At 64.7% G+C, this 19,832-nt stretch carries 18 protein-coding genes, 1 pseudogene and 1 CRISPR repeat array; of the genes and pseudogenes, 17 read left to right on the top strand and 2 right to left on the bottom strand.

Annotation, left to right across the window (positions count from 1 at the left end):
- Nucleotides 1-120: 120 nt before the first annotated feature.
- The 7 genes from CCD76_RS14155 to CCD76_RS20065 all read left to right on the top strand — a co-directional run bounded on the left by CCD76_RS14155 (nucleotide 121) and on the right by CCD76_RS20065 (nucleotide 5,726).
- Complete coding sequence (locus CCD76_RS14155) at nucleotides 121-747, top strand: OmpW/AlkL family protein (RefSeq protein ID WP_087720103.1); 627 nt, start codon at nucleotides 121-123, stop codon at nucleotides 745-747.
- A gap of 97 nt (nucleotides 748-844) precedes the next feature.
- On the top strand, nucleotides 845-1,153 hold the full coding sequence (locus CCD76_RS14160; RefSeq protein WP_087720104.1) for a hypothetical protein: 309 nt from the start codon (nucleotides 845-847) through the stop codon (nucleotides 1,151-1,153).
- 114 nt (nucleotides 1,154-1,267) lie between these two features.
- On the top strand, nucleotides 1,268-2,020 hold the full coding sequence (gene otsB, locus CCD76_RS14165) for a trehalose-phosphatase (protein ID WP_087720105.1): 753 nt from the start codon (nucleotides 1,268-1,270) through the stop codon (nucleotides 2,018-2,020).
- Entirely contained in the window at nucleotides 1,987-3,816 is a 1,830-nt protein-coding gene (locus CCD76_RS14170) for a glycoside hydrolase family 15 protein (RefSeq protein ID WP_179208932.1), read from the top strand. The genes otsB and CCD76_RS14170 overlap by 34 nt, the downstream gene beginning before the upstream one ends.
- Nucleotides 3,813-5,186: an alpha,alpha-trehalose-phosphate synthase (UDP-forming) gene (locus tag CCD76_RS14175; RefSeq protein ID WP_087720106.1), complete on the top strand. Its 1,374-nt coding sequence runs from the start codon at nucleotides 3,813-3,815 to the stop codon at nucleotides 5,184-5,186. The genes CCD76_RS14170 and CCD76_RS14175 overlap by 4 nt, the downstream gene beginning before the upstream one ends.
- A 109-nt stretch (nucleotides 5,187-5,295) precedes the next feature.
- Nucleotides 5,296-5,499 (top strand): metallothionein, encoded by a 204-nt coding sequence (locus CCD76_RS14180; RefSeq protein WP_087720107.1) that lies wholly within the window; start codon nucleotides 5,296-5,298, stop codon nucleotides 5,497-5,499.
- A 50-nt stretch (nucleotides 5,500-5,549) separates the two neighbouring features.
- On the top strand, nucleotides 5,550-5,726 hold the full coding sequence (locus CCD76_RS20065) for a hypothetical protein (protein ID WP_179208933.1): 177 nt from the start codon (nucleotides 5,550-5,552) through the stop codon (nucleotides 5,724-5,726).
- Between the two features lie 95 nt (nucleotides 5,727-5,821).
- Here the strand turns inward: CCD76_RS20065 and CCD76_RS14185 are convergent, their stop codons facing one another.
- Both CCD76_RS14185 and ftsH read right to left on the bottom strand, forming a co-directional pair.
- The gene (locus tag CCD76_RS14185; RefSeq protein WP_087720108.1) at nucleotides 5,822-6,760 is read right to left on the bottom strand and encodes a zinc metalloprotease HtpX; all 939 of its coding nucleotides are present in this window, start codon (nucleotides 6,758-6,760) and stop codon (nucleotides 5,822-5,824) included.
- A gap of 225 nt (nucleotides 6,761-6,985) precedes the next feature.
- Complete coding sequence (gene ftsH, locus CCD76_RS14190; protein WP_087720109.1) at nucleotides 6,986-8,818, bottom strand: ATP-dependent zinc metalloprotease FtsH; 1,833 nt, start codon at nucleotides 8,816-8,818, stop codon at nucleotides 6,986-6,988.
- A gap of 533 nt (nucleotides 8,819-9,351) precedes the next feature.
- Nucleotides 9,352-11,480: a CRISPR direct-repeat array (repeat unit 28 nt; unit sequence TTTCTGAGCTGCCTGGGCGGCAGCGAAC).
- Nucleotides 11,481-12,310: 830 nt separating this feature from the next.
- Between ftsH and CCD76_RS14200 the strand changes: the two genes are divergently transcribed.
- The 10 genes and pseudogenes from CCD76_RS14200 to CCD76_RS14245 all read left to right on the top strand — a co-directional run bounded on the left by CCD76_RS14200 (nucleotide 12,311) and on the right by CCD76_RS14245 (nucleotide 19,754).
- Nucleotides 12,311-12,664 (top strand): YHS domain-containing protein, encoded by a 354-nt coding sequence (locus tag CCD76_RS14200; RefSeq protein WP_052384923.1) that lies wholly within the window; start codon nucleotides 12,311-12,313, stop codon nucleotides 12,662-12,664.
- Nucleotides 12,657-12,995: a DUF5676 family membrane protein gene (locus tag CCD76_RS14205; protein WP_225347873.1), complete on the top strand. Its 339-nt coding sequence runs from the start codon at nucleotides 12,657-12,659 to the stop codon at nucleotides 12,993-12,995. Before CCD76_RS14200 ends, CCD76_RS14205 begins: the two co-directional genes overlap by 8 nt.
- A gap of 199 nt (nucleotides 12,996-13,194) precedes the next feature.
- Entirely contained in the window at nucleotides 13,195-13,449 is a 255-nt protein-coding gene (locus CCD76_RS14210; RefSeq protein ID WP_043337204.1) for an SHOCT domain-containing protein, read from the top strand.
- A gap of 100 nt (nucleotides 13,450-13,549) precedes the next feature.
- Nucleotides 13,550-15,958: a copper-transporting P-type ATPase gene (locus CCD76_RS14215; RefSeq protein ID WP_175090792.1), complete on the top strand. Its 2,409-nt coding sequence runs from the start codon at nucleotides 13,550-13,552 to the stop codon at nucleotides 15,956-15,958.
- A gap of 2 nt (nucleotides 15,959-15,960) precedes the next feature.
- Nucleotides 15,961-16,206 carry a DUF2933 domain-containing protein gene (locus tag CCD76_RS14220; RefSeq protein WP_052384922.1) on the top strand — a complete coding sequence of 82 codons (246 nt, stop codon included), beginning with the start codon at nucleotides 15,961-15,963 and terminating at the stop codon, nucleotides 16,204-16,206.
- Nucleotides 16,199-16,858: a methyltransferase family protein gene (locus tag CCD76_RS14225; protein ID WP_087720110.1), complete on the top strand. Its 660-nt coding sequence runs from the start codon at nucleotides 16,199-16,201 to the stop codon at nucleotides 16,856-16,858. The genes CCD76_RS14220 and CCD76_RS14225 overlap by 8 nt, the downstream gene beginning before the upstream one ends.
- A gap of 84 nt (nucleotides 16,859-16,942) precedes the next feature.
- Nucleotides 16,943-17,149, top strand: a pseudogene (locus CCD76_RS19820) (hypothetical protein); the annotation flags it as partial.
- A 49-nt stretch (nucleotides 17,150-17,198) separates the two neighbouring features.
- Complete coding sequence (locus CCD76_RS14235; RefSeq protein ID WP_215824217.1) at nucleotides 17,199-18,899, top strand: DUF3141 domain-containing protein; 1,701 nt, start codon at nucleotides 17,199-17,201, stop codon at nucleotides 18,897-18,899.
- Between the two features lie 66 nt (nucleotides 18,900-18,965).
- On the top strand, nucleotides 18,966-19,424 hold the full coding sequence (locus CCD76_RS14240; protein ID WP_043337196.1) for a hypothetical protein: 459 nt from the start codon (nucleotides 18,966-18,968) through the stop codon (nucleotides 19,422-19,424).
- A gap of 105 nt (nucleotides 19,425-19,529) precedes the next feature.
- The gene (locus CCD76_RS14245; RefSeq protein ID WP_087720112.1) at nucleotides 19,530-19,754 is read left to right on the top strand and encodes a hypothetical protein; all 225 of its coding nucleotides are present in this window, start codon (nucleotides 19,530-19,532) and stop codon (nucleotides 19,752-19,754) included.
- Nucleotides 19,755-19,832 lie beyond the last annotated feature (78 nt).

The raw sequence follows: 19,832 nt of genomic DNA on the forward strand, positions 1-19,832 counted from the left end.
CCGGGACTTGTCCTGGAGCAAATTCCCGGCCCGCCCGTGACGCTATCGTGAGCACGCTTTCCCATGCCGATGCGCTTCGTCGCGCGGCATAGGACTCACCACAGCCCGGGAGATTTCGAGATGCGTTCTTCTATCCTGCTTTCCGCCGCCCTGCTCGCCACCGGCCTGGTGTCCAGCGCGTCTGCGCTCGCTTATGGCCAGGGCGACCTGTTCACCCGCTTCGGCGTCGCCAAGGTCGAGCCCAAGAGCGACAACGGTGAATTCGACGACCTGAACATGGATGTCGACGTCGGTGACGACAGCGGCTTCGCCTTCACCCTCGGCTACCGCTTCACCGACAAGCTCGGCATCGAGCTGCTGGCCGCCGAGCCCTTCAAGCACGATATCGCGCTGAACGGCGACAACCTGGCCTCCACCAAGCACCTGCCGCCGACCCTGACGCTGCAGTACTACCCGCTGGGCGGCAGCGATGCCCGCGTTCAGCCCTACGTCGGCGCCGGCATCAACTACACCCACTTCTCCGACGAGGAGCTCGACGTCGGCAGCCTCGACCTCGACGACTCCTGGGGGGCCGCCGCCCAGGTCGGTGTCGACCTGCTGATCAATGACCACTGGGCGCTCAACGCCGCCGCCTGGTATCTCGATATCGACAGCGACGCCACCGCCACGGTCGCCGGCACCGACTACGACGCCGACGTCGAGATCGACCCGGTGGTGGTCATGGGCGGGCTCAGCTATCGCTTCTGAGCGCCCCGGCGGGCGGCACGGCCAGCCCGCCTGTAGGCGTCGCCCGCCGCACGCGCTACGCTGTGAAGGCAAACCCGCTGCCCGCAAAGGAATCGCGATGCACAAGCACATCGAATGGGACGCACCGGGCGACACCAGCGTCTCCGCCCACTATGCCAAGGACCCCAACGACTACGGTGAACCCCATCCCGGCAGCATACTCACCGGCCGCTATCGTGGTGCAACGGTGCGTATCCGGGTCGAGGCCTATCGCGATGCCACCAGCATCGGCGAGGTGGTCGCGCTGATCGACCCGGCCAGCGGCGAGCGACTGAAGACCCTCGGCGACCTATCTCTCGGCGACCGGGTGCGCCTGCCCGACGACAAGCGCGCCTTCCAGCCGCCCGCCCCCGACCGGGATACCTGAACCCGGCCAGCCCCCTTGCCAGCCCCCTGCCAAAGGGTATGATGAAAGACGCGGCGCCGGCCGGTGCCGCTTCTTCGTTCCGCGAGCCACCAACGAGACGCCAGCGACGAGACGATGCCCGATTCCACGCCACCGCCTCCCCCGCCGCGCCACGACTGGGCATTGTTCCTCGACTTCGATGGCACCCTGGTGCCACTCGTCGACCATCCCCGCGACACCACCGTCTCGGCGCCGCTGCGCCACCTGATCGCCACGCTCGATCGCGAGCTCGACGGCGCCGTGGCGATCGTCAGCGGCCGTCCGGTCGCCGAGCTCGAGCGCCTGCTCGCCCCGCTCACCCTGCCCCTGGCCGGCGTTCACGGGCTGGAGTGGCGCGACGCCAAAGGCGCCTACCACAGCGCCATCGAGCGCCCCGAACGATTGGCCGCCTGCCGCGACGCCCTGGCCACCTTCGTCGCCGAACACACCGGCCTGCACTACGAGGACAAGCGCGTCTCGCTGGCCCTTCACTACCGTGGCGCGCCCGATCGCGCCGAGGCCTGCCGCCGGTTCATGGACGAGTGGCGGGACACCCTAGGCGAGACCTTCGAGACCATCGCCGGCAAGTACGTCATCGAACTGCGTCCAGCCGGCGTGCACAAGGGCACGGCGGTCGAGCGGCTGCTCGACGATCCGGTCTTCCGTGGCCGCCGCCCGGTGTTCGTCGGCGACGACGTCACCGACGAGGACGCCTTTCGCGAGGTCAACGCTCGTGACGGGCTCAGCGTGCGCGTCGGCGGCGGAAGCGAGACCGTCGCAACCTATTATCTGGAATCGGTACAGGAGGTACTGACATGGTTGGAGAGTCTGCCATCCCGTTCGACCTGAGCGCGTCGACCGACTCGCGATCCCCCTCCCTGGAACTCGGCCTCATCGGCAACTGCCAGATCGGCGCCCTGATCGATGCCGATGGCCGGATCGTCTGGTGTTGCCTGCCCCGCTTCGATGGCGACCCCTTCTTCTCGCGCCTGATGGACACCACCGACCGCGGCTACTTCGCCATCGAACTGCAGGACCAGGTCGCCAGCCGCCAGTACTACCAGCGCAACACCGCCATCCTGTGCACCGAGCTCACCAACAAGTTCGGCGGCCGTATCCGCATTACCGACTTCTGCCCGCGCTTTCGCCTCTACGACCGGACCTTCCGTCCCGAAGCCCTGATACGCCGCGTGCAGTGCCTGGCCGGCACGCCGGTGATTCGCATCCGGTTGCGTCCGACCACCGCCTACGGCGAACGCACCCCCGAGACCACCCACGGCAGCCATCACATCCGTTACATCGGCCAGGGCCGGGTGACCCGGCTGACCACCGACGCCTCGATCACCCACGTGCTGCAGGAGTCGCCGATCGTCCTCGAGGGCGAGCTCAACTTCGCACTCGGCCCCGACGAGAGCGTCACCGAGTCCGTCACCGCCATGTGCCAGCGCTTCGAGACCCAGACCACCATCTATTGGCAGGAATGGGCGCGCGGCCTGGCCATCCCCTTCGAGTGGCAGAGCGCGGTGATCCGCGCCGCCACCACCCTCAAGCTCAGCACCTTCGAGGATACCGGCGCGGTGATCGCCGCGATGACCACCTCGATCCCCGAGGCCGCCGATACCCAGCGCAACTGGGACTATCGCTACTGCTGGCTGCGCGACGCCTACTTCGTGGTCCATGCCCTCAACCGCCTGGGCGCCACCGCGACCATGGAGAATTACCTCAACTACATCATCAACCTGGTGGTCGGCGCCGCCGAGCACGAGCTGCAACCGCTCTACGGGATCGGCGGCGAGGCACGCATCGAGGAGTACGAGGTCAGCGGACTCGCCGGCTACCGCGGCATGGGGCCGGTACGGGTCGGCAACGCCGCCTACCATCAGGTACAGCACGACGTCTATGGCGCCGTGGTGCTGGCCGCCAACCAGGCATTCTTCGACGAGCGCCTGGCACGCCCCGGCGACGAGGCACTGTTCCGCCGCCTGTCGATTCTCGGCGAGCAGGCCGCACGGCTGTTCGACAAGCCCGACGCCGGCATCTGGGAATATCGCGGCCGCGCCCGGGTGCACACCTACTCGGCGATCATGTGCTGGGCCGCCTGCGACCGGCTCGCCCGCATCGCGGCACAGCTCGGGCTCGACGAGGACGCGACCCGCTGGCGCCATCAGGCCGACCGCATGCATGACGTGATCTGCCGGGAGGCTTGGAGCGAGTCGCGCCAGGCGTTCACCGAGAGCTTCGGCGGCGACACCATGGATGCCAGCCTGCTGCTGATGCACGAGCTCGACTTCCTCGCCGCCGACGACCCGCGCTTCATCAGCACGGTCGGCGCCATCGAGGCCGAGCTGCGCCGCGGCGATCACCTGTTCCGTTACGCCGCCGCCGACGACTTCGGACACCCCGAGAATGCCTTCAACATCTGCACCTTCTGGTACATCGACGCGCTCTGGGCGATCGGCCGCCGTGACGAGGCGCGCCGCCTGTTCGAGAACATGCTCGAGTGCCGCAACGCCCAGGGGTTGCTGTCCGAGGATCTCGACACCACCAGCAACGAGCTGTGGGGCAACTTCCCGCAGACCTACAGCATGGTCGGACTGATCAACTCGGCGCTGCATCTGAGCCGCAGCTGGGAGGAAGCCGTATGACACGCCTGGTAGTGGTTTCCAACCGTGTATCGATCCCCGAGGCCGGCAAGCCCCAGGCCGGGGGCCTGGCGGTGGCCATCACCGGCGCGCTCAGCGAGCACGGCGGGCTATGGTTCGGCTGGGACGGCCGCATCAAGCAGGTACCCTCGAACCATCCCGGCGTGGTCACCCGGGACAACGTCGATTACGCGACGCTGTCGCTCTCCAAGGACGACTACGATGACTACTATCTGGGCTTCGCCAACGAGGTGCTGTGGCCGGTCTTCCACTTCAACCTCGGTGCCATGGACTTCCGGCTCGACTACCTGAAGGCCTACACGCGAGTCAACGCCCGCTTCGCCGACGCCCTGACCCCGTTGCTTCAGGGTGGCGAACTGATCTGGGTCCACGACTACCATCTGCTACCGCTGGGCAAGGAGTTACGCCAGCGCGGTGTCCGGGCGCCACTGGGTTTCTTCCTGCATATCCCCTTTCCCAGCTACGACCTGCTGCGCGCGCTGCCCTGCCATCGCGAACTGCTCGAGGATCTGCTGTATTACGACCTGGTCGGTTTCCAGACCGAAAACGACCTCCACGCCTTCCACGCCGCCCTGGTCGAGACCTTCGGCGCCCGCATCGACGGCGACATCGTCGAGTGCCAGGGGCGCCGTATGCGCACCGGGGTCTACCCGGTGGGCATCGAGGTCGATGAAGCGATCGCCGAAGCGGAAAGCGCCATCGCCGAGGATCCGGCCCGCCAGTTCCAGGCCGACCTCGGCAAGCGCGACCTGATCATCGGCGCCGACCGGCTCGACTACTCCAAGGGCCTTGTCCAGCGCTTCAACGCCATCGAGACGCTGCTCACTCACTTCAAGCATCGCCGCCAGCGTACCATCTTCATGCAGATCGCCAGCCCTTCGCGCAGCGAGATCCCCGAGTACGACGAGCTCCGTCGCCAGCTCGAGGGGCTGGCCGGACACATCAACGGGACCTATGCCGACATCGACTGGCTGCCGGTACACTACCTCAATCAGACCTACGCCCACGGCGACCTGATGGGGCTGTTCCGTGCCGCACGGGTCGGCCTGGTGACACCGCTGCGCGACGGCATGAACCTGGTCTGCAAGGAGTTCGTCGCCGCCCAGGACCCGGCCGACCCCGGCGTGCTGGTGCTCAGCGAACTGGCCGGCGCCGCCCGCGAACTCAGCGGTGCGCTGCTGGTCAACCCCTACGACGTGCATGACATTACCAGCGCCATCGAGCGCGCCCTCAACATGCCGCTCGACGAACGCCGTCACCGCCACCGCCAGATGCTCGAGGTGCTGCGTCGCAACAGCCTGCTGGCATGGCGTCAGCGCTTCATCGACGACCTTGCCCACAAGCCTGACTGATCGGCTGGCCGAGCCCCTTGCCACGCTGGCAAGGGGCGCTCCGGGGGAGTTGGCAAAGCGAGCCACGCTTTCTACCTTGACTAACGAATCCGCCGAACAGGAGACAGCGATGGCCGACCTGGGAACCTGCGCCTGCGTGGGCTGCGAACACGAAGTCACCAGCGAGCAAAGTGCCATGAGCGAAGGGCAGGCCTTCTGTTGCTCGGCCTGTGCGGCCGGTCATCCCGATGGCATGCCCTGCATCCACGAAGCGTGTCCCTGCACCGAGCTCAACCGTCCCGCTTCCGGCGAGTTGCCCCGCGAAGGCCTCTGATCCGGACACCGGAAATCCTCGAGCCAGCATCCTCAAGGCAAGGAGCGATCATGCAGAAACAAGCCCGTGTGGAACCGGTATTCACCGCCCGCGCCATGAACGAGAAGGTCACCGGCTGGATCGTGATCGACGAGAGCCAGCCCGACAACGAGAATGTCGTTTCCGAGCACGACACGCAGGACGAGGCGCTGCGTGCCGCCGAGCGGTTCGAAAACGCGGAGCACTGAGCCATCCACCACGGCCCGCCACCGGCGGGCTGTCTGATCCCCACCCCGGCCCCAGCGATGTCAGTCGCGTGCCGGCTTTTCACACCCTTCGTCGATCACCAGTAATGACCAAAGCCCCGGAAGCGGGGGACACCCGGATTCGATGCCGGCGGCACCGACAGCACGTCGTGCGCGGGATCTGCCGGCCTGCTTCGCTGTGGCAGCGACCGCAACCGTGCCACCCGGTCCTCCGTTGGGGGATGCGTGCGCAGCAGTGACGGTTCGGGAATGCGTCGTCCGGGCAGAAACATCTCTTCCCAAAAGCGCCCGACGCGACGCTCGAGCTTGAGCAGCGCCCTGGCCAGCCCGGCGGGGTCCCCGGTCAGCTCCGCCGCCGCCCGGTCGGCGTCGTACTCCCGGCTACGCGACAAGGCCAGCTGCAGAAGCGCCATCAGAAGCGGCGAGAAGGCCAGTAACAGCAGTATGTGCCAGGGCAGATAAGCGGCTCCGGTCAGGAACAGCGGCAGATTCAGCAACAGAATCAGCTGACCGATCCAGGAGGCCAGGGAGACGATCCGCGACATGGCATCGGCAAGCCCCATGATCCACAGGTCACGGTGTGAAATATGCGCGACCTCATGGGCCAGAACCCCCTGCAGCTCCCGCCGGTCCAGCAGTCGCAGAAGCCCATCGGTGACGCATACCGCACTCTCTTCGGGCGCGCCGACCGCAAAGGCGTTGGGCAGGCGGCTGGGCACGTAATAGAGTTCCGGCACTCGCGGTAATCCGGCCCTGCGCGCCAGATCCGCCATCATGACAATGCCTTCGGGAAACTCCCTGCCGCTGAGCCGTCGCGCCTTATAGGACGACAACAGCAGACGCCTCGGCAGCGCCGGGGTCAGGACGAGACCCAACATCGCGCCCGCGACGATCAAAAACGTCAGCGCGGGCCCCGCCATCATCCCGACCACGGCCCAGACGATCAGCCCCATACCGCCGATCAACAGGGCAGAGTGCAAGAAGTTATATACGCGATGCCGTCGAGTGGGGGTCATCCTTAGTTTCTCGCCATAGCCGCATGGAAAACGCCATTCCTTTCCAGCACGCAGAGTCAGGGCACGCTACCTGGCGGCCACCGAGTCGCCGAACCTCATGCCCCGGTATTCGGCGTCGACGGAAGCTGCACGCAAAAGCCGACAGGTAGGCGTGGCAACCATACCGGTGCCGGTTGCCATTATTCGCCTCTATCTCGATCCTGACCGGGAACTGGCCAGAACCGTTCAGGCAGCCGCGACCTCGGGCACACGGACCTTCTCCGCGACGGCGGCAAGATCAGGCTCATCGAGTGTTTCGCGATCGAGCAGTTCGCGAGCCGTCTCTTCCAGCAGCGCCCGGTTGGCTTCGAGAATCGCCACAGTACGCGCGAAGACTTTGTCGATAATCGCCTTCACCGCCGCATCCATCCTCTCGGCCGTCGCCTCGCTGTAACGGCGGTTCAACCACGAGGTCTGATCGCCCGTGCCTAGAAAGCCGGGGCGATCCGTGTCGTAGCTGACATGGCCGAGCTCCTCATCCATGCCGTAGCGGGCCACCATGGCGCGGGCGATATCGGTAGCCTTCACCAGGTCGTCGGCCGCACCGGTGGAGAGGTGACCATAGATGATCTTCTCGGCCGCCCGTCCACCCAGCAGCACCGCGATCTTGTTCTCGAGTTCCTCGCGGGCCATCAGGAAACGGTCCTCCGTCGGGCGCTGGATCGTGTAGCCGAGCGCACCGATGCCTCGCGGGATGATGGAGACCTTGTGCACCGGATCCACGCCCGGCACCGCCATCGCGACCAGCGCATGCCCCATCTCATGATGCGCCACGATCTCGCGCTCGCGCGGATTGAGGACACGGTTGCGTTTCTCCAGCCCCGCGACGATGCGCTCGACCGCGTTGTTGAAATCGGCCATGGTCACGGCCTCTGCCCGGCGCCGGGTGGCGAGCAGGGCGGCCTCGTTGACGAGGTTCGCGAGATCCGCCCCCGAGAAGCCGGGGGTCAGGGCCGCCACCTTCTCCGCGTCGACATCAGGCGCAAGCGTCACCTTCTTCATGTGCACGGTCAGAATCGCGATCCGCCCCGCCTTGTCGGGCTTGTCCACCAGCACCTGCCGATCGAAGCGACCCGCCCGCAACAGCGCAGGATCAAGCACCTCAGGCCTGTTGGTCGCGGCCAGCAGCACAATCCCCGATGTCGGGTCGAAACCGTCCAGCTCGGTCAGGAGCTGGTTCAGCGTCTGTTCCCGCTCGTCATTGCCGCCGGCATGCTGGCCCGAATTGCGTGCACGGCCCAAGGCGTCGAGCTCGTCGATGAAGATGATCGCGGGGGCATTCTTGCGGGCCTGCTCGAAGAGATCGCGAACGCGCGCCGCACCGACGCCCACGAACATTTCGACGAACTCCGAGCCCGAGATCGACAGAAACGTGACGCCCGCCTGCCCGGCCACGGCGCGGGCGAGCAAAGTCTTGCCGGTGCCCGGGGGGCCGACCAGCAGCACGCCCTTCGGCACTCGGGCGCCGAGCTTTCCATACTCCTCGGGGTTGCGCAGGAAGTCCACGACCTCCTCCAGTTCGCCCTTGGCCTCGTCGACTCCGGCGACGTCGTCGAAGGTCACGCCGGTTTCCTTCTCCATGTAGACCTTGGCGCGACTCTTGCCGACCTGCATGAAACCGCCGAACCCCTGCTTTTCGGCGAACTTGCGAAACAGCAGCATCCACACCGCAAAGAAGACAAAGGCCGGCACGACCCACGACAGGATCGTCCCGACCCAGGTGTGTCTTGGCACACCGGTGATCTCGACGTCGGCCGCATCGAGCCGGTCGAGGATCGCGGGGTCCACGATGGTGGTAACGAACTGGCTGTGGCCATCGACCGGCGTGTCGAAGGTACCAGTGATCGTGTCGCTACCCACGGCGACCGCCCGTATCCTGCCGTCTTCGAGGTAGGACTCGAATTGACTGTAACTGATCGGCACCACGTCCCGTGAACCGGCGATGATATCCTGGATAACGATCACCGCGACGAAAGCCAGCACCCAGTACCAGAGATTGAATTCGGTCTTCTTCTCCACCTTTTCGCCCTCCGCCCTTGCCGCTAGTCTTTCCCCTTCCCTTCCGGCCAGAAGCCACATCCTTACACGCTGCCCTGCCGGCACAGCGTGCGCTCAAGACACGCCTCGCATGATCTCTCCACGTCGAGGCATACGATATATGTGGGCCCGAGCCAATTCAGTCAAGGCTACAGGAGCCTTTCCCGATCCTGCCCTCTTCCATAGCGTTGCGCAAGCCGCCGATCGGTTCCGGTAGCCACCGGCGACCGAGCCAGACGAGTAGCCTTGGGCAGGAAACACCCAAAACTGATAGACAAAACACGGGCTATATTGCTGTATGGATCACCGTTTATCCGGCTTGTTCCTGCTTCCCCCAAGGTGCCCCACAGGAGTCACTCGTGATCATGTGGAGCCACTCACAAAGCACTGGTTCCAGCGCCTTGATAGGTTCGTGTTCGGATGCGAGGCACGACTCCGCCGGAGCTTCTCTGACGAAAATGGTCGATGGTTCTATCTGGGCGGGCCGACCGAGCCCCCATGGCCACGCTTGTCATTTTCTGAGCTGCCTGGGCGGCAGCGAACCGCGCCGTGCTCAACGTCGAGCAGACCGTTCGTTTCTGAGCTGCCTGGGCGGCAGCGAACTTCAATATCCAGTAGTGCATCGCGCGCCGGCATTTCTGAGCTGCCTGGGCGGCAGCGAACTTCGTGCGCTCGGTCATCTACGACACACCCTGTTTCTGAGCTGCCTGGGCGGCAGCGAACGCGGATCGGGTAGCGAACACGGTGCTTCGATCTTTCTGAACTGCCTGGGCGGCAGCGAACGTGTCCCGGTTCATCTGGTTCTCGATCATCTCTTTCTGAGCTGCCTGGGCGGCAGCGAACATCGCCTGGTTGTCGCCGCCGTCGAGCACCTGTTTCTGAGCTGCCTGGGCGGCAGCGAATGCTGTAGGGCGGGGCTTCGAGTTCGCCCTTGATTTCTGAGCTGCCTGGGCGGCAGCGAACCCGGGGCAGCACGCGCAGGGTGTCCTCGTTGCTTTCTGAGCTGCCTGGGCGGCAGCGAACGTGTCCCGGTTCATCTGGTTCTCGATCATCTCTTTCTGAGCTGCCTGGGCGGCAGCGAACATCGCCTGGTTGTCGCCGCCGTCGAGCACCTGTTTCTGAGCTGCCTGGGCGGCAGCGAACGTCAAGGGCTTCCCGGGGACTGTCGCGCCTCCTTTCTGAGCTGCCTGGGCGGCAGCGAACGCTCGCGATGGCTTCGAGCGGGTGTACGACGATTTCTGAGCTGCCTGGGCGGCAGCGAACATGCGCGAGTTCATTGCGGCGTCCAAGGCGCTTTTCTGAGCTGCCTGGGCGGCAGCGAACATTTTACTGCCCGACTCCTACCCTTGCCGGCCTTTCTGAGCTGCCTGGGCGGCAGCGAACATGACGGCGACACGTTCCGCGCCAACGTCCAATTTCTGAGCTGCCTGGGCGGCAGCGAACCTGCTTTGCGGGACTTCCGCGAAGCGTCGATGATTTCTGAGCTGCCTGGGCGGCAGCGAACAATCTCGCGGTGGATCTCGAGCGCGGCCAGCATTTCTGAGCTGCCTGGGCGGCAGCGAACACCGCCTGGTTGTCGCCGCCGTCGAGCACCTGTTTCTGAGCTGCCTGGGCGGCAGCGAACGTCAAGGGCTTCCCGGGGACTGTCGCGCCTCCTTTCTGAGCTGCCTGGGCGGCAGCGAACGCTCGCGATGGCTTCGAGCGGGTGTACGACGATTTCTGAGCTGCCTGGGCGGCAGCGAACATGCGCGAGTTCATTGCGGCGTCCAAGGCGCTTTTCTGAGCTGCCTGGGCGGCAGCGAACATTTTACTGCCCGACTCCTACCCTTGCCGGCCTTTCTGAGCTGCCTGGGCGGCAGCGAACATGACGGCGACACGTTCCGCGCCAACGTCCAATTTCTGAGCTGCCTGGGCGGCAGCGAACAATCTCGCGGTGGATCTCGAGCGCGGCCAGCATTTCTGAGCTGCCTGGGCGGCAGCGAACACTGAGTCGTTGGCGTCGGCGTCGCAAAGAATTTTCTGAGCTGCCTGGGCGGCAGCGAACGGTCCGACCGACTGGAACGACTACGCGCAGCTTTTCTGAGCTGCCTGGGCGGCAGCGAACTAAGCCTGACGCATGGCGTCGATCCGCGTCTCTTTCTGAGCTGCCTGGGCGGCAGCGAACTCGACCGACCGCGAGATCGCCGGCGGCGGGCTTTTCTGAGCTGCCTGGGCGGCAGCGAACCCATGTCGTCGTCCTCGTCTTTGTCAGCGTCGTTTCTGAGCTGCCTGGGCGGCAGCGAACGCCTTCATGGAGCAGGAGGTGCGCGTTATCGATTTCTGAGCTGCCTGGGCGGCAGCGCACGACCCTGATGGCGCTGACATCGATCAACTGAATTTCTGAGCTGCCTGGGCGGCAGCGCACGCAACCTGCATCGCTCGGGCGTCGGCTTTGTCTTTCTGAGCTGCCTGGGCGGCAGCGCACGCCAATCATCGTGTGTATGGGCGCATCTTGAATTTCTGAGCTGCCTGGGCGGCAGCGCACTGCAAACCAACCTTTCGCCTATCGACAATCTATTTCTGAGCTGCCTGGGCGGCAGCGAACATCGACAATGACGCCTTTCTTGATGCCGAGCATTTCTGAGCTGCCTGGGCGGCAGCGAACACATCGCTGTTCCCGAGGGCATCCTGCAGCCGTTTCTGAGCTGCCCAGCCATTCGCCCAGGTCACCACTTCAATGAGGCCGCTGCAGCTTACGGCAAGCTCCGTCTTGATCCGTGTCAATGGACAAGGTTCGAATCTGCGCTAGGTTAAGATATACATCACTCTGCAGGAGCCCTGCCGCATGGCCAGGCACACGTCATTTCCTAAGCAATCCTCGCGGTCTGCCACCGCCTGGCATCGCTTTGGTCTGGTCATCCTGCTGGGCATGGTGCTACTGCTCTCTAGCGCCGCCACAATGGCAGATGACCCCTCCTCGGCAGATGCTCCCTCCTCTACTGAGTCTGGCCAGGTTGGCGTTGAGCCTCACGCAGATACGCACTCGAACACCGAGTTCATCAACGCAGACTATCCTCAACCGCGATGCCACCATGGCCATGGCACTCGTAATGTCGGCAGCGCCCTGTTGCGCCTGGAGCGCCAGGACTTGGAGCTCGAGCCCCTTCCCTTGAGCATGACGGCCCCGGCCATAGCGCCCCGGGTTGTCACCGCCAGCGGCTCGCCAAGTGCCCCTCCCTCACCCTCCTCGGTTCCTGTCTACCTTTTGACCCAACGCTACAGAGTCTAAGTCGACCTCGTATCTCCATCTCGCGCTTCCAGCCGTGGCCGCGTGGGAGAAAACCCGTGCCCGCCCCACATTGATCCAGGCAACTGCCGGAGTGGCCGCTGTGTGTGCAGAGACTCTTCCCACCATGAGAAGTGCATGCACATTCGCAACCACACCCGAGTGCTCGGTATCGGGTACGGCTTAGCGGACGTCACGAGGAAGACTTTATGGACGCACTGTTTTACTTCCTGCTTTGGGCAGCAATCCTCTTCTTGATGATGCGGTTCGGCTGTGGCGCCCACGTCATGGGGCACAGCCATGGCAGGACCAAACACGACAACGATAGCCCAGGGAATCAACGTGCAACTGAAGGGCTGGAGTGGATTCCGCCAGCCGAGGACGTCGACCCCGTCTGCGGCAAGACCGTCAGAACGAAAGGGGCCAAGCCAAGCGTCCACGATGGCCACGTCTTTTACTTCTGCTCTCGTGACTGCCGGGAGCGCTTCGAGGCCGCGCCCGAACAGTATCTCGTCCCTGGTGCAACGGCCTCGCCCCTCCAACCGGAGAACAAAGATGCCTGATGCCAATGCTCCGTTGACAGCCAAGCCCCGTTCAGGAACTCGCTTGCCGGTTCAGGCAACGCCGCGGATTCCCATGATCGCACTCGGGATGAGCCTGGGGCTGTTCCTGGCCGTAACCTTCATCCTTTGCGTCGGCTTCGATCTGCTGTTTCCCGACCAGGCGATGTATAAGAGCTGGCTGCGCTTGTTGCCAGGCTTCACTTGGCTCAGCTGGTCAAGCTTCTTCCTGGGGCTGGTCGAAAGTTTCGGCTACGGCTGGTACATCGCCCTGGTCTTCGGCCCGCTATACAACTTCTTTGTCACACGCCTCAACCGACACAGCGGAGCGTAGGCCATGAACGAATCCATCACTCAATACCGAAGGCCTCAACGCATGCGTGCGGCGTTGATTCCATTCCACTGAAGAGGTCGGAAACTGTCCGGGATCAAGAGCCGCCTACTTTCATCTACCTTCTCTTGACCCTTGGGTTACCCGCAGGCTTTAGCCTGACGTCAGGGCAAAGTAAGTAACAAGAAAAGGAGATCCGACCATGTGGGGCGACATGATGGCGTATATGGGGAGTTACGGCTGGGGGCATATGCTCTTCGGCGGGCTCATGATGGTGTTGTTCTGGGGCATCGTCATTGCCTTGGCCGTTCTCCTGGTGCGTGGCCTGACCCGAGGCCGGGGCGAGCCATTTTCTCAACGGCGGCCAACGGCCCTGGACCTTCTTCAAGAACGCTACGCCCGGGGAGAAATCGACCGCGAGGAGTACGAGCAACGCAAGCGCGATCTTCTGCTTTGATCGCACCTCCTGATTATTGGATACGGCACTATTAGTTTCGACCCTATCGAGATAGGGCCACGAGGTTGAATCAAGACGCGGAAGCGACGGAGACGATTCCATGACGCAACACCAACACGACCATTGTCACGGGCATGCCTCGCACGAGGCACCGACACTAGGCAGCGGCGATACGGACCAACACGCCGCCGGCAGCCAGGGTGGCGCCCAATACACCTGCCCGATGCACCCGGAGGTCGTCTCCGACCAGCCGGGTGACTGCCCCAAGTGCGGCATGCACCTCGTGCCCGTGGGAAGCGACGACTCGCAGACGCATGACGGGCATGGTCATGGGGCCTCCGCGCCGGCCCACGGCGGCAAGTACGACAAGGTGCCGGCCGGGCATGCCGGCGCCGTCTACACCTGCCCGATGCACCCCGAGGTGCGCCAAACCACTCCCGGTGCCTGCCCCCTGTGCGGTATGGGTCTGGAGCTGGAATCGGCGGCGGTCGGCGATGAAGGGCCGAATCCCGAGCTGGTCGATTTTACCCGACGCTTCTGGGTCGCGGCCGTGCTCACGCTTCCGGTCCTGATTCTGACGATGAGCCCCTACCTGGGCCTCGGGGCCATTCGCGACTTCTTCGGTGAACGCAACGCGATGTGGATCGAGCTGGTGCTCAGCACGCCGGTGATCCTGTGGTCGGGCTGGCCGTTCTTCGTGCGCGGCTACAACTCCTTCCGCACCATGAACCTCAACATGTTCAGCCTGATCGGCATGGGGGTCGGCGCGGCCTATCTGTTCAGCATCGTGGCGGTGCTGGTGCCGGGCGTCTTCCCCGACGGCTTTCGCCGGGAAGACGGCACCGTCGGCGTCTATTTCGAGGCCGCGGCGGTGATCGTCACCCTGGTACTGCTGGGTCAGGTGATGGAGTTGCGCGCCCGTGAAGGCACCGGCAAGGCGATCCGCGCGCTGATGGACATGGCCGCCAAGACCGCGCGGGTGATCCGGCCCGACGGCAGCGAAGAAGAGGTCGCGCTGGAAGACGTGCAGGTGGGCGACCACCTGCGGGTGCGCCCCGGCGACAAGGTGCCGGTGGACGGCGTGGTGGTCGAGGGCCGCTCCTCGATCGACGAGTCGATGATCTCGGGCGAGCCGGTGCCGGTGGAAAAGGTCAAAGACGACAAGGTCACCGGGGCCACGATCAACGGCACCGGCAGCCTGGTCATGGAGGCCACCCGCATCGGCGCCGACACCATGCTCAGCCAGATCGTCGAGATGGTGGCTGCCGCCCAGCGCAGCCGCGCACCGATCCAGAAATTCGCCGACAAGGTGGCGGGCAAGTTCGTGCCCGCGGTGATCGGCGTCGCCATCCTCTCCTTCATCGCCTGGGCGATCTGGGGGCCGGCGCCGGCGCTGTCCTATGCGCTGGTCTCGGCGGTGGCGGTGCTGATCATCGCCTGCCCCTGTGCACTGGGGCTGGCCACGCCGATGTCGATCATGACGGCCACCGGACGCGGCGCGCAGGCCGGCGTACTGATCAAGAATGCCGAGGCGCTGGAAGGCTTCGCCAAGGTCGATACGCTGATGGTCGACAAGACCGGCACCCTGACCGAAGGCAAGCCGAAGCTGGTGGCGGTGCTGCCCGAGGAAGGGCATGACGAGGCCGAGGTATTGCGCCTGGCGGCCAGCCTCGAACGTGGCTCGGAACACCCACTGGCCGAGGCCATCGTCGCCGGCGCCGAAGAACGTGGCGTATCCCTCGCCGATGCCACCGATTTCGAAGCCGTGACCGGCATGGGCGTCAAGGGGGTCGTGGACGGCCAGTCGGTGGCCCTCGGCAACGCCAAGCTGATGGCCGAACTGGGCCTCGATGGCGGCCGGATCTCCGAGACCGCGAACGCCCGCCGCGATGAAGGCGAAACGGTGATGTTCGTCGTGCTCGATGGCCAGATCGCCGGCCTGGTCAGCGTCGCCGACCCGGTGAAGGAGACCACCCCCGAGGCCCTGAAGGCGCTGCACAAACTTGGCTTTCGCATCATCATGGCCACCGGCGACAACGAGCGGACGGCCAAGGCGGTGGCCGGGCGACTGGGTATCGATGAGATCCGCGCCGACGTGCTGCCCGAGGACAAGGCCCGCATCATCCGCGAATTGCAGGAACAAGGCCGCAAGGTGGCCATGGCGGGCGACGGGGTGAACGACGCTCCCGCCCTGGCCCAGGCCGATGTGGGCATCGCCATGGGCACCGGCGCCGACGTGGCGATCGAAAGCGCCGGCTTCACGCTGGTCAAGGGCAACCTCGACGGCATCGTTCGGGCCCGCAAGTTGTCGCTGGCCACCATGCGCAACATCAAGCAGAACCTGTTCTTCGCCCTAGTCTACAACGGGGCCGGCGTACCGATCGCCGCCGGGATCCTCTATCCGTTCCTCGGCATCCTGATCGGGCCGATGTTCGCCGCCTTCGCGATGAGCGCGTCTTCGCTGTCGGTGGTGATGAATTCGCTGCGCCTGCGCCGGGTGAGGATTTGATCATGCATGACGAAAAGGGGTGGCTGGAGCGAGGACCCAGCAAAGGCAGCTTCTGGCTCATGGTGGCGATCGCCCTGGCGGTGATGGGCTTCCTGCTCTGGGAGGAGCACAAGGTGCACCTGCTCGGTGCCCTGCCCTGGCTGATCCTGCTCGCCTGTCCGCTAATGCATGTGTTCATGCACGGCGGACATGGAGGCCACGGGGGTCATGGCGGGCATGATGATCACAAGGGAGGACGCGATGAGTGATGACGTACCCGCCTATGGGCTGTGGGGCCTGGTCATTCTCAACTCGGCGATCTTCATCTTCTTCGCCTTCAGCTTCTTCAAGCCGCAGACGCGCCGCGACTGGCGCTCGTTCGGGGCCTTCAGCGCCTTCCTGGTGGCGCTGTTCACGGAGATGTACGGCTTCCCGCTGACCCTCTACTTCCTCTCCGGCTGGCTGCAGTCGCGCTACCCGGAGGTGGACTGGTTCAGCCACGATGCGGGCCACCTGCTGGAGATGCTGTTCGGCTGGCAGGCCAACCCGCATTTCGGGCCGTTCCATCTGCTGAGCATGGTGTTCATCGCCGCGGGTTTCTGGCTCATCGCCGCCGGCTGGCGGTCACTCTATACCGCCCAGCGGCGGGGAGAACTGGCCACCACCGGGCTCTATGCCCATGTCCGGCATCCCCAGTACGCCGGCTTCGTGCTGGTGATGACCGGCTTCCTGCTGCAGTGGCCCACCCTGCTGACCCTGGTCATGTTCCCGGTATTGGTGTGGATGTACTCACGACTGGCGATCCACGAAGAGCGCGACGTAGCGCGCCAGTTTGGCGACAAATGGCAGACCTACGCGGCCCGCACGCCACGCTTCATTCCGCACCTGCGGATGGCGAGTACGAGTGGCTGGCGCCTGTAAGGACAAAATCCCAGAGGTGCAGTCATGAAAAGCAGACGTTTTTCTCGTCGGCACGATCGTGGTCGTCAGCGACGACTCGCCCGGGGCTTCTTCTGCCCCTGCCACGGCTCCCAGTTCGACTTCGCCGGACGCGTGTTCAAGGCGGTGCCGGCGCCGATCAACCTGAAGGTTCCGCCGTACCGCTTCCTGTCCGAGTCCCGGATCGAGATCGGCGCCCACGACATCCTGACACTGAGAGGTATCCACTATGACCGCCAAAACATCCACCACCAAGCCACCCACGGCTCATAAAACCCCGCGCAAGCGCCAACCCACCGCCCCACCAGAGATGGACGCCCCGATGACCGCACCCGAGCCCGAAGAAGGCACCCTCCCGAGCCACCCGGCCACGGAGCTACTCGCCTATCAGACCGACCTGTGGCGACGCGGCGTACGCTACCTGGACACGCTGTGTGAGCGCGCGGACAACATGCTCGAGCATGAGCAGGCGGGCAAGCCGCCACTGCTCGACTTCGATTACGAGATGCTCGTGGATGGCCGTCGACTGGCGCGCCCCGCCAACTATGCCCTGCTGCGCATCACCCGGGTCGGCGAGGACTGCCTGGAGGACTGCCTCGACGAGACTAGGCCGCCAGTGATGATCGTCGACCCGCGTGCCGGCCACGGCCCAGGCATCGGCGGCTTCAAGCGCGACTCCGAGGTGGGCATGGCGCTCCACGAGGGACACCCGGTCTACTTCGTGATCTTCTTCCCCGAGCCCGTCCCCGGCCAGACACTGGAGGACGTGCTGCACGTCCTGCGCCGCTTCGTCGAGACGCTGGCCGAGCGCCACCCCGGCCAGCCGCCGGTGCTCTACGGTAACTGCCAGGCGGGCTGGGCCATCGCGCTGCTCTCCGCCGACTGCGAGGGTCTGGTCGGGCCGGCGGTGCTGAACGGCTCGCCGCTCTCCTACTGGTCCGGCGAATCCGGCGTCAATCCCATGCGCCTCGCCGGCGGCCTGCTTGGCGGTGCCTGGCTGACGCACCTGATGGCCGACCTGGGAGACGGGCGCTTCGACGGTGCGAACCTCGCCACCAACTTCGAAGCCCTCAAGCCTGCGAATACCCTGTGGCAGAAGGACTATCAGCTGTTCGCCGACATCGACGGCCAGCGCGAACGCTTCCTCGAGTTCGAGCGCTGGTGGACGGGCTTCTATAGCCTGAGCAAAGAGGAGATCGTTGCCATCGTCGAGAACCTTTTCGTCGGCAACAAGCTGGAGCGTGGCGAGCTCGAGGTCTGCCCCGGCTGTAGCGTCGACCTCAAGCGCATCCGCAACCCCCTGGTGATCTTCGCCTCCGGCGGCGACAACATCACCCCGCCCCATCAGGCGCTCAACTGGATCCCCGCGGTCTATCCCGATACCGCGGCACTCAAGGCCGCCGACCAGCGTATCGTCTACCTGCTCAATCCCCACGTCGGGCATCTGGGCATCTTCGTCTCCTCCAAGGTGGCGCGCCTCGAGCACCGAGCGATCCTCGAGAGCGTCGGCAATCTGAATGACCTGGCCCCTGGCCTCTACGAGATGCGCATCGACAACCCCACCGGCGACCCCGACTGTCACAAGCCCCAGTTCCAGGTGCGCTTCGAGGAGCGCCGCGTGGAAGACCTGAACTTTCCCGACCAGGCCCCGGCGTTCGAAGGGGTGCGAGCGCTCTCCGAGCACAATGTGGCCCTCTACGAGACCTTCGTCGGGCCCTGGGTGCGGTTTTACACCACCCCCTGGTCAGCCGAGGTGCTGCGTCAACTGCATCCGGCGCGGACCAGCCGGCTGATGTACTCGGAACGCTTCTCCCCCTGGATGACCGGTGTGAAGTGGCTGGCCGAGATGGTAGAGACCGCACCGGCGCCGATCGATAGTGACACCCCCTATCGGCAATGGGAGACGCTGTTGAGCGACTCTATCGCCTCGACGCTGGAGCTTGCCGGCACGACCCGCGACAGCATGTACGAGATGGGGTTTCGCAGCCTCTACGGCGGGGGATGGTGGAGCGAGAACGAGTGACCCAGTCGAAGCCGACCCGGTTTACAGCCAATACCTATAGAGCAACCCACTAATGGAGAGCAATAAATGAAGATCGAGACCTTTCATGACCTGATCGACTGGACTCGCCAGCTGCATGCCCAGTTGGCCGAGTGCTTCAGGCACTGTGCCACCCGGCAGGAGGAGGCACGGGCCAAATCACTGCTGGAGTATCTCGCCGATCACGAGGCGGTCCTGGAGCACACCGTGGCCAGCTTCGAGAAGCAGGCCGACCCCAAGGCCCTAAACACCTGGGTCTACGATTATCTGTCGCATGCGCCCATCAAACCCCATCAGGCGTGCAATTTGCCCTATGCCGAGATGGGCTTCGAAGACATCAGCCGGGAAGTCTTCTCGCTGCACGATCAGGTCATCGCGCTATACCGCTACCTGGAAGGACGCGCCGACATCCCCGAGGCTCGGGATCTCGTTCGCGAGCTCTTGAAGCTGGAGGAACACGAGGCGATGCGTCTGTCCCAGCAGATCAACCGGGCTCGGGATCTATAGATGTCGACGCTACAGGGCCGTCTAAGCAGAGGTCGTAGCCACTAATGAAGAACGGATGATCGCCCGGCACGTGCAGCGCACATTAACCAACACCCAGGAGGTGACATGACCCAGACGGCAACGCCAGTGGCCCTTGCGACGCTCGATGATCTGATTCAGCGAGCCGGTGGCGGTAACCCGATCCGCGTCGCCGTGGTCAACGCGGCCCAGGCCGCCGTGCTGGAGACGCTTCGCGAGGCGGCGAGGCTGGGCATCGCCGAGCCGGTGCTCATCGGCCGTCCCACCGAGATCGTCGAGGCCGCCGCGGCGATCGGGTGTGTAGTGGCATAGTGAATCTGGCCACCTGATTTTGAGTGTATGATCACTCACAGAGACAGTCAGGTGCAGATGATGACGAAGAAGAGAACG

The organism is Salinicola salarius (assembly GCF_002179555.1).
GTDB lineage: Bacteria > Pseudomonadota > Gammaproteobacteria > Pseudomonadales > Halomonadaceae > Salinicola > Salinicola salarius_A.

Excerpts from the sequence above, each read along its gene's own strand:
- CCD76_RS14155 (WP_087720103.1), top strand. The coding sequence starts at position 121 with ATGCGTTCTTCTATCCTGCTTTCCGCCGCCCTGCTCGCCACCGGCCTG.
- CCD76_RS14160 (WP_087720104.1), top strand. The coding sequence starts at position 845 with ATGCACAAGCACATCGAATGGGACGCACCGGGCGACACCAGCGTCTCC.
- otsB (WP_087720105.1), top strand. The coding sequence starts at position 1,268 with ATGCCCGATTCCACGCCACCGCCTCCCCCGCCGCGCCACGACTGGGCA.
- CCD76_RS14170 (WP_179208932.1), top strand. The coding sequence starts at position 1,987 with ATGGTTGGAGAGTCTGCCATCCCGTTCGACCTGAGCGCGTCGACCGAC.
- CCD76_RS14175 (WP_087720106.1), top strand. The coding sequence starts at position 3,813 with ATGACACGCCTGGTAGTGGTTTCCAACCGTGTATCGATCCCCGAGGCC.
- CCD76_RS14180 (WP_087720107.1), top strand. The coding sequence starts at position 5,296 with ATGGCCGACCTGGGAACCTGCGCCTGCGTGGGCTGCGAACACGAAGTC.
- CCD76_RS20065 (WP_179208933.1), top strand. The coding sequence starts at position 5,550 with ATGCAGAAACAAGCCCGTGTGGAACCGGTATTCACCGCCCGCGCCATG.
- CCD76_RS14185 (WP_087720108.1), bottom strand. The coding sequence starts at position 6,760 with ATGACCCCCACTCGACGGCATCGCGTATATAACTTCTTGCACTCTGCC.
- CCD76_RS14200 (WP_052384923.1), top strand. The coding sequence starts at position 12,311 with ATGGACGCACTGTTTTACTTCCTGCTTTGGGCAGCAATCCTCTTCTTG.
- CCD76_RS14205 (WP_225347873.1), top strand. The coding sequence starts at position 12,657 with ATGCCTGATGCCAATGCTCCGTTGACAGCCAAGCCCCGTTCAGGAACT.
- CCD76_RS14210 (WP_043337204.1), top strand. The coding sequence starts at position 13,195 with ATGTGGGGCGACATGATGGCGTATATGGGGAGTTACGGCTGGGGGCAT.
- CCD76_RS14215 (WP_175090792.1), top strand. The coding sequence starts at position 13,550 with ATGACGCAACACCAACACGACCATTGTCACGGGCATGCCTCGCACGAG.
- CCD76_RS14220 (WP_052384922.1), top strand. The coding sequence starts at position 15,961 with ATGCATGACGAAAAGGGGTGGCTGGAGCGAGGACCCAGCAAAGGCAGC.
- CCD76_RS14225 (WP_087720110.1), top strand. The coding sequence starts at position 16,199 with ATGAGTGATGACGTACCCGCCTATGGGCTGTGGGGCCTGGTCATTCTC.
- CCD76_RS14235 (WP_215824217.1), top strand. The coding sequence starts at position 17,199 with ATGACCGCACCCGAGCCCGAAGAAGGCACCCTCCCGAGCCACCCGGCC.
- CCD76_RS14240 (WP_043337196.1), top strand. The coding sequence starts at position 18,966 with ATGAAGATCGAGACCTTTCATGACCTGATCGACTGGACTCGCCAGCTG.
- CCD76_RS14245 (WP_087720112.1), top strand. The coding sequence starts at position 19,530 with ATGACCCAGACGGCAACGCCAGTGGCCCTTGCGACGCTCGATGATCTG.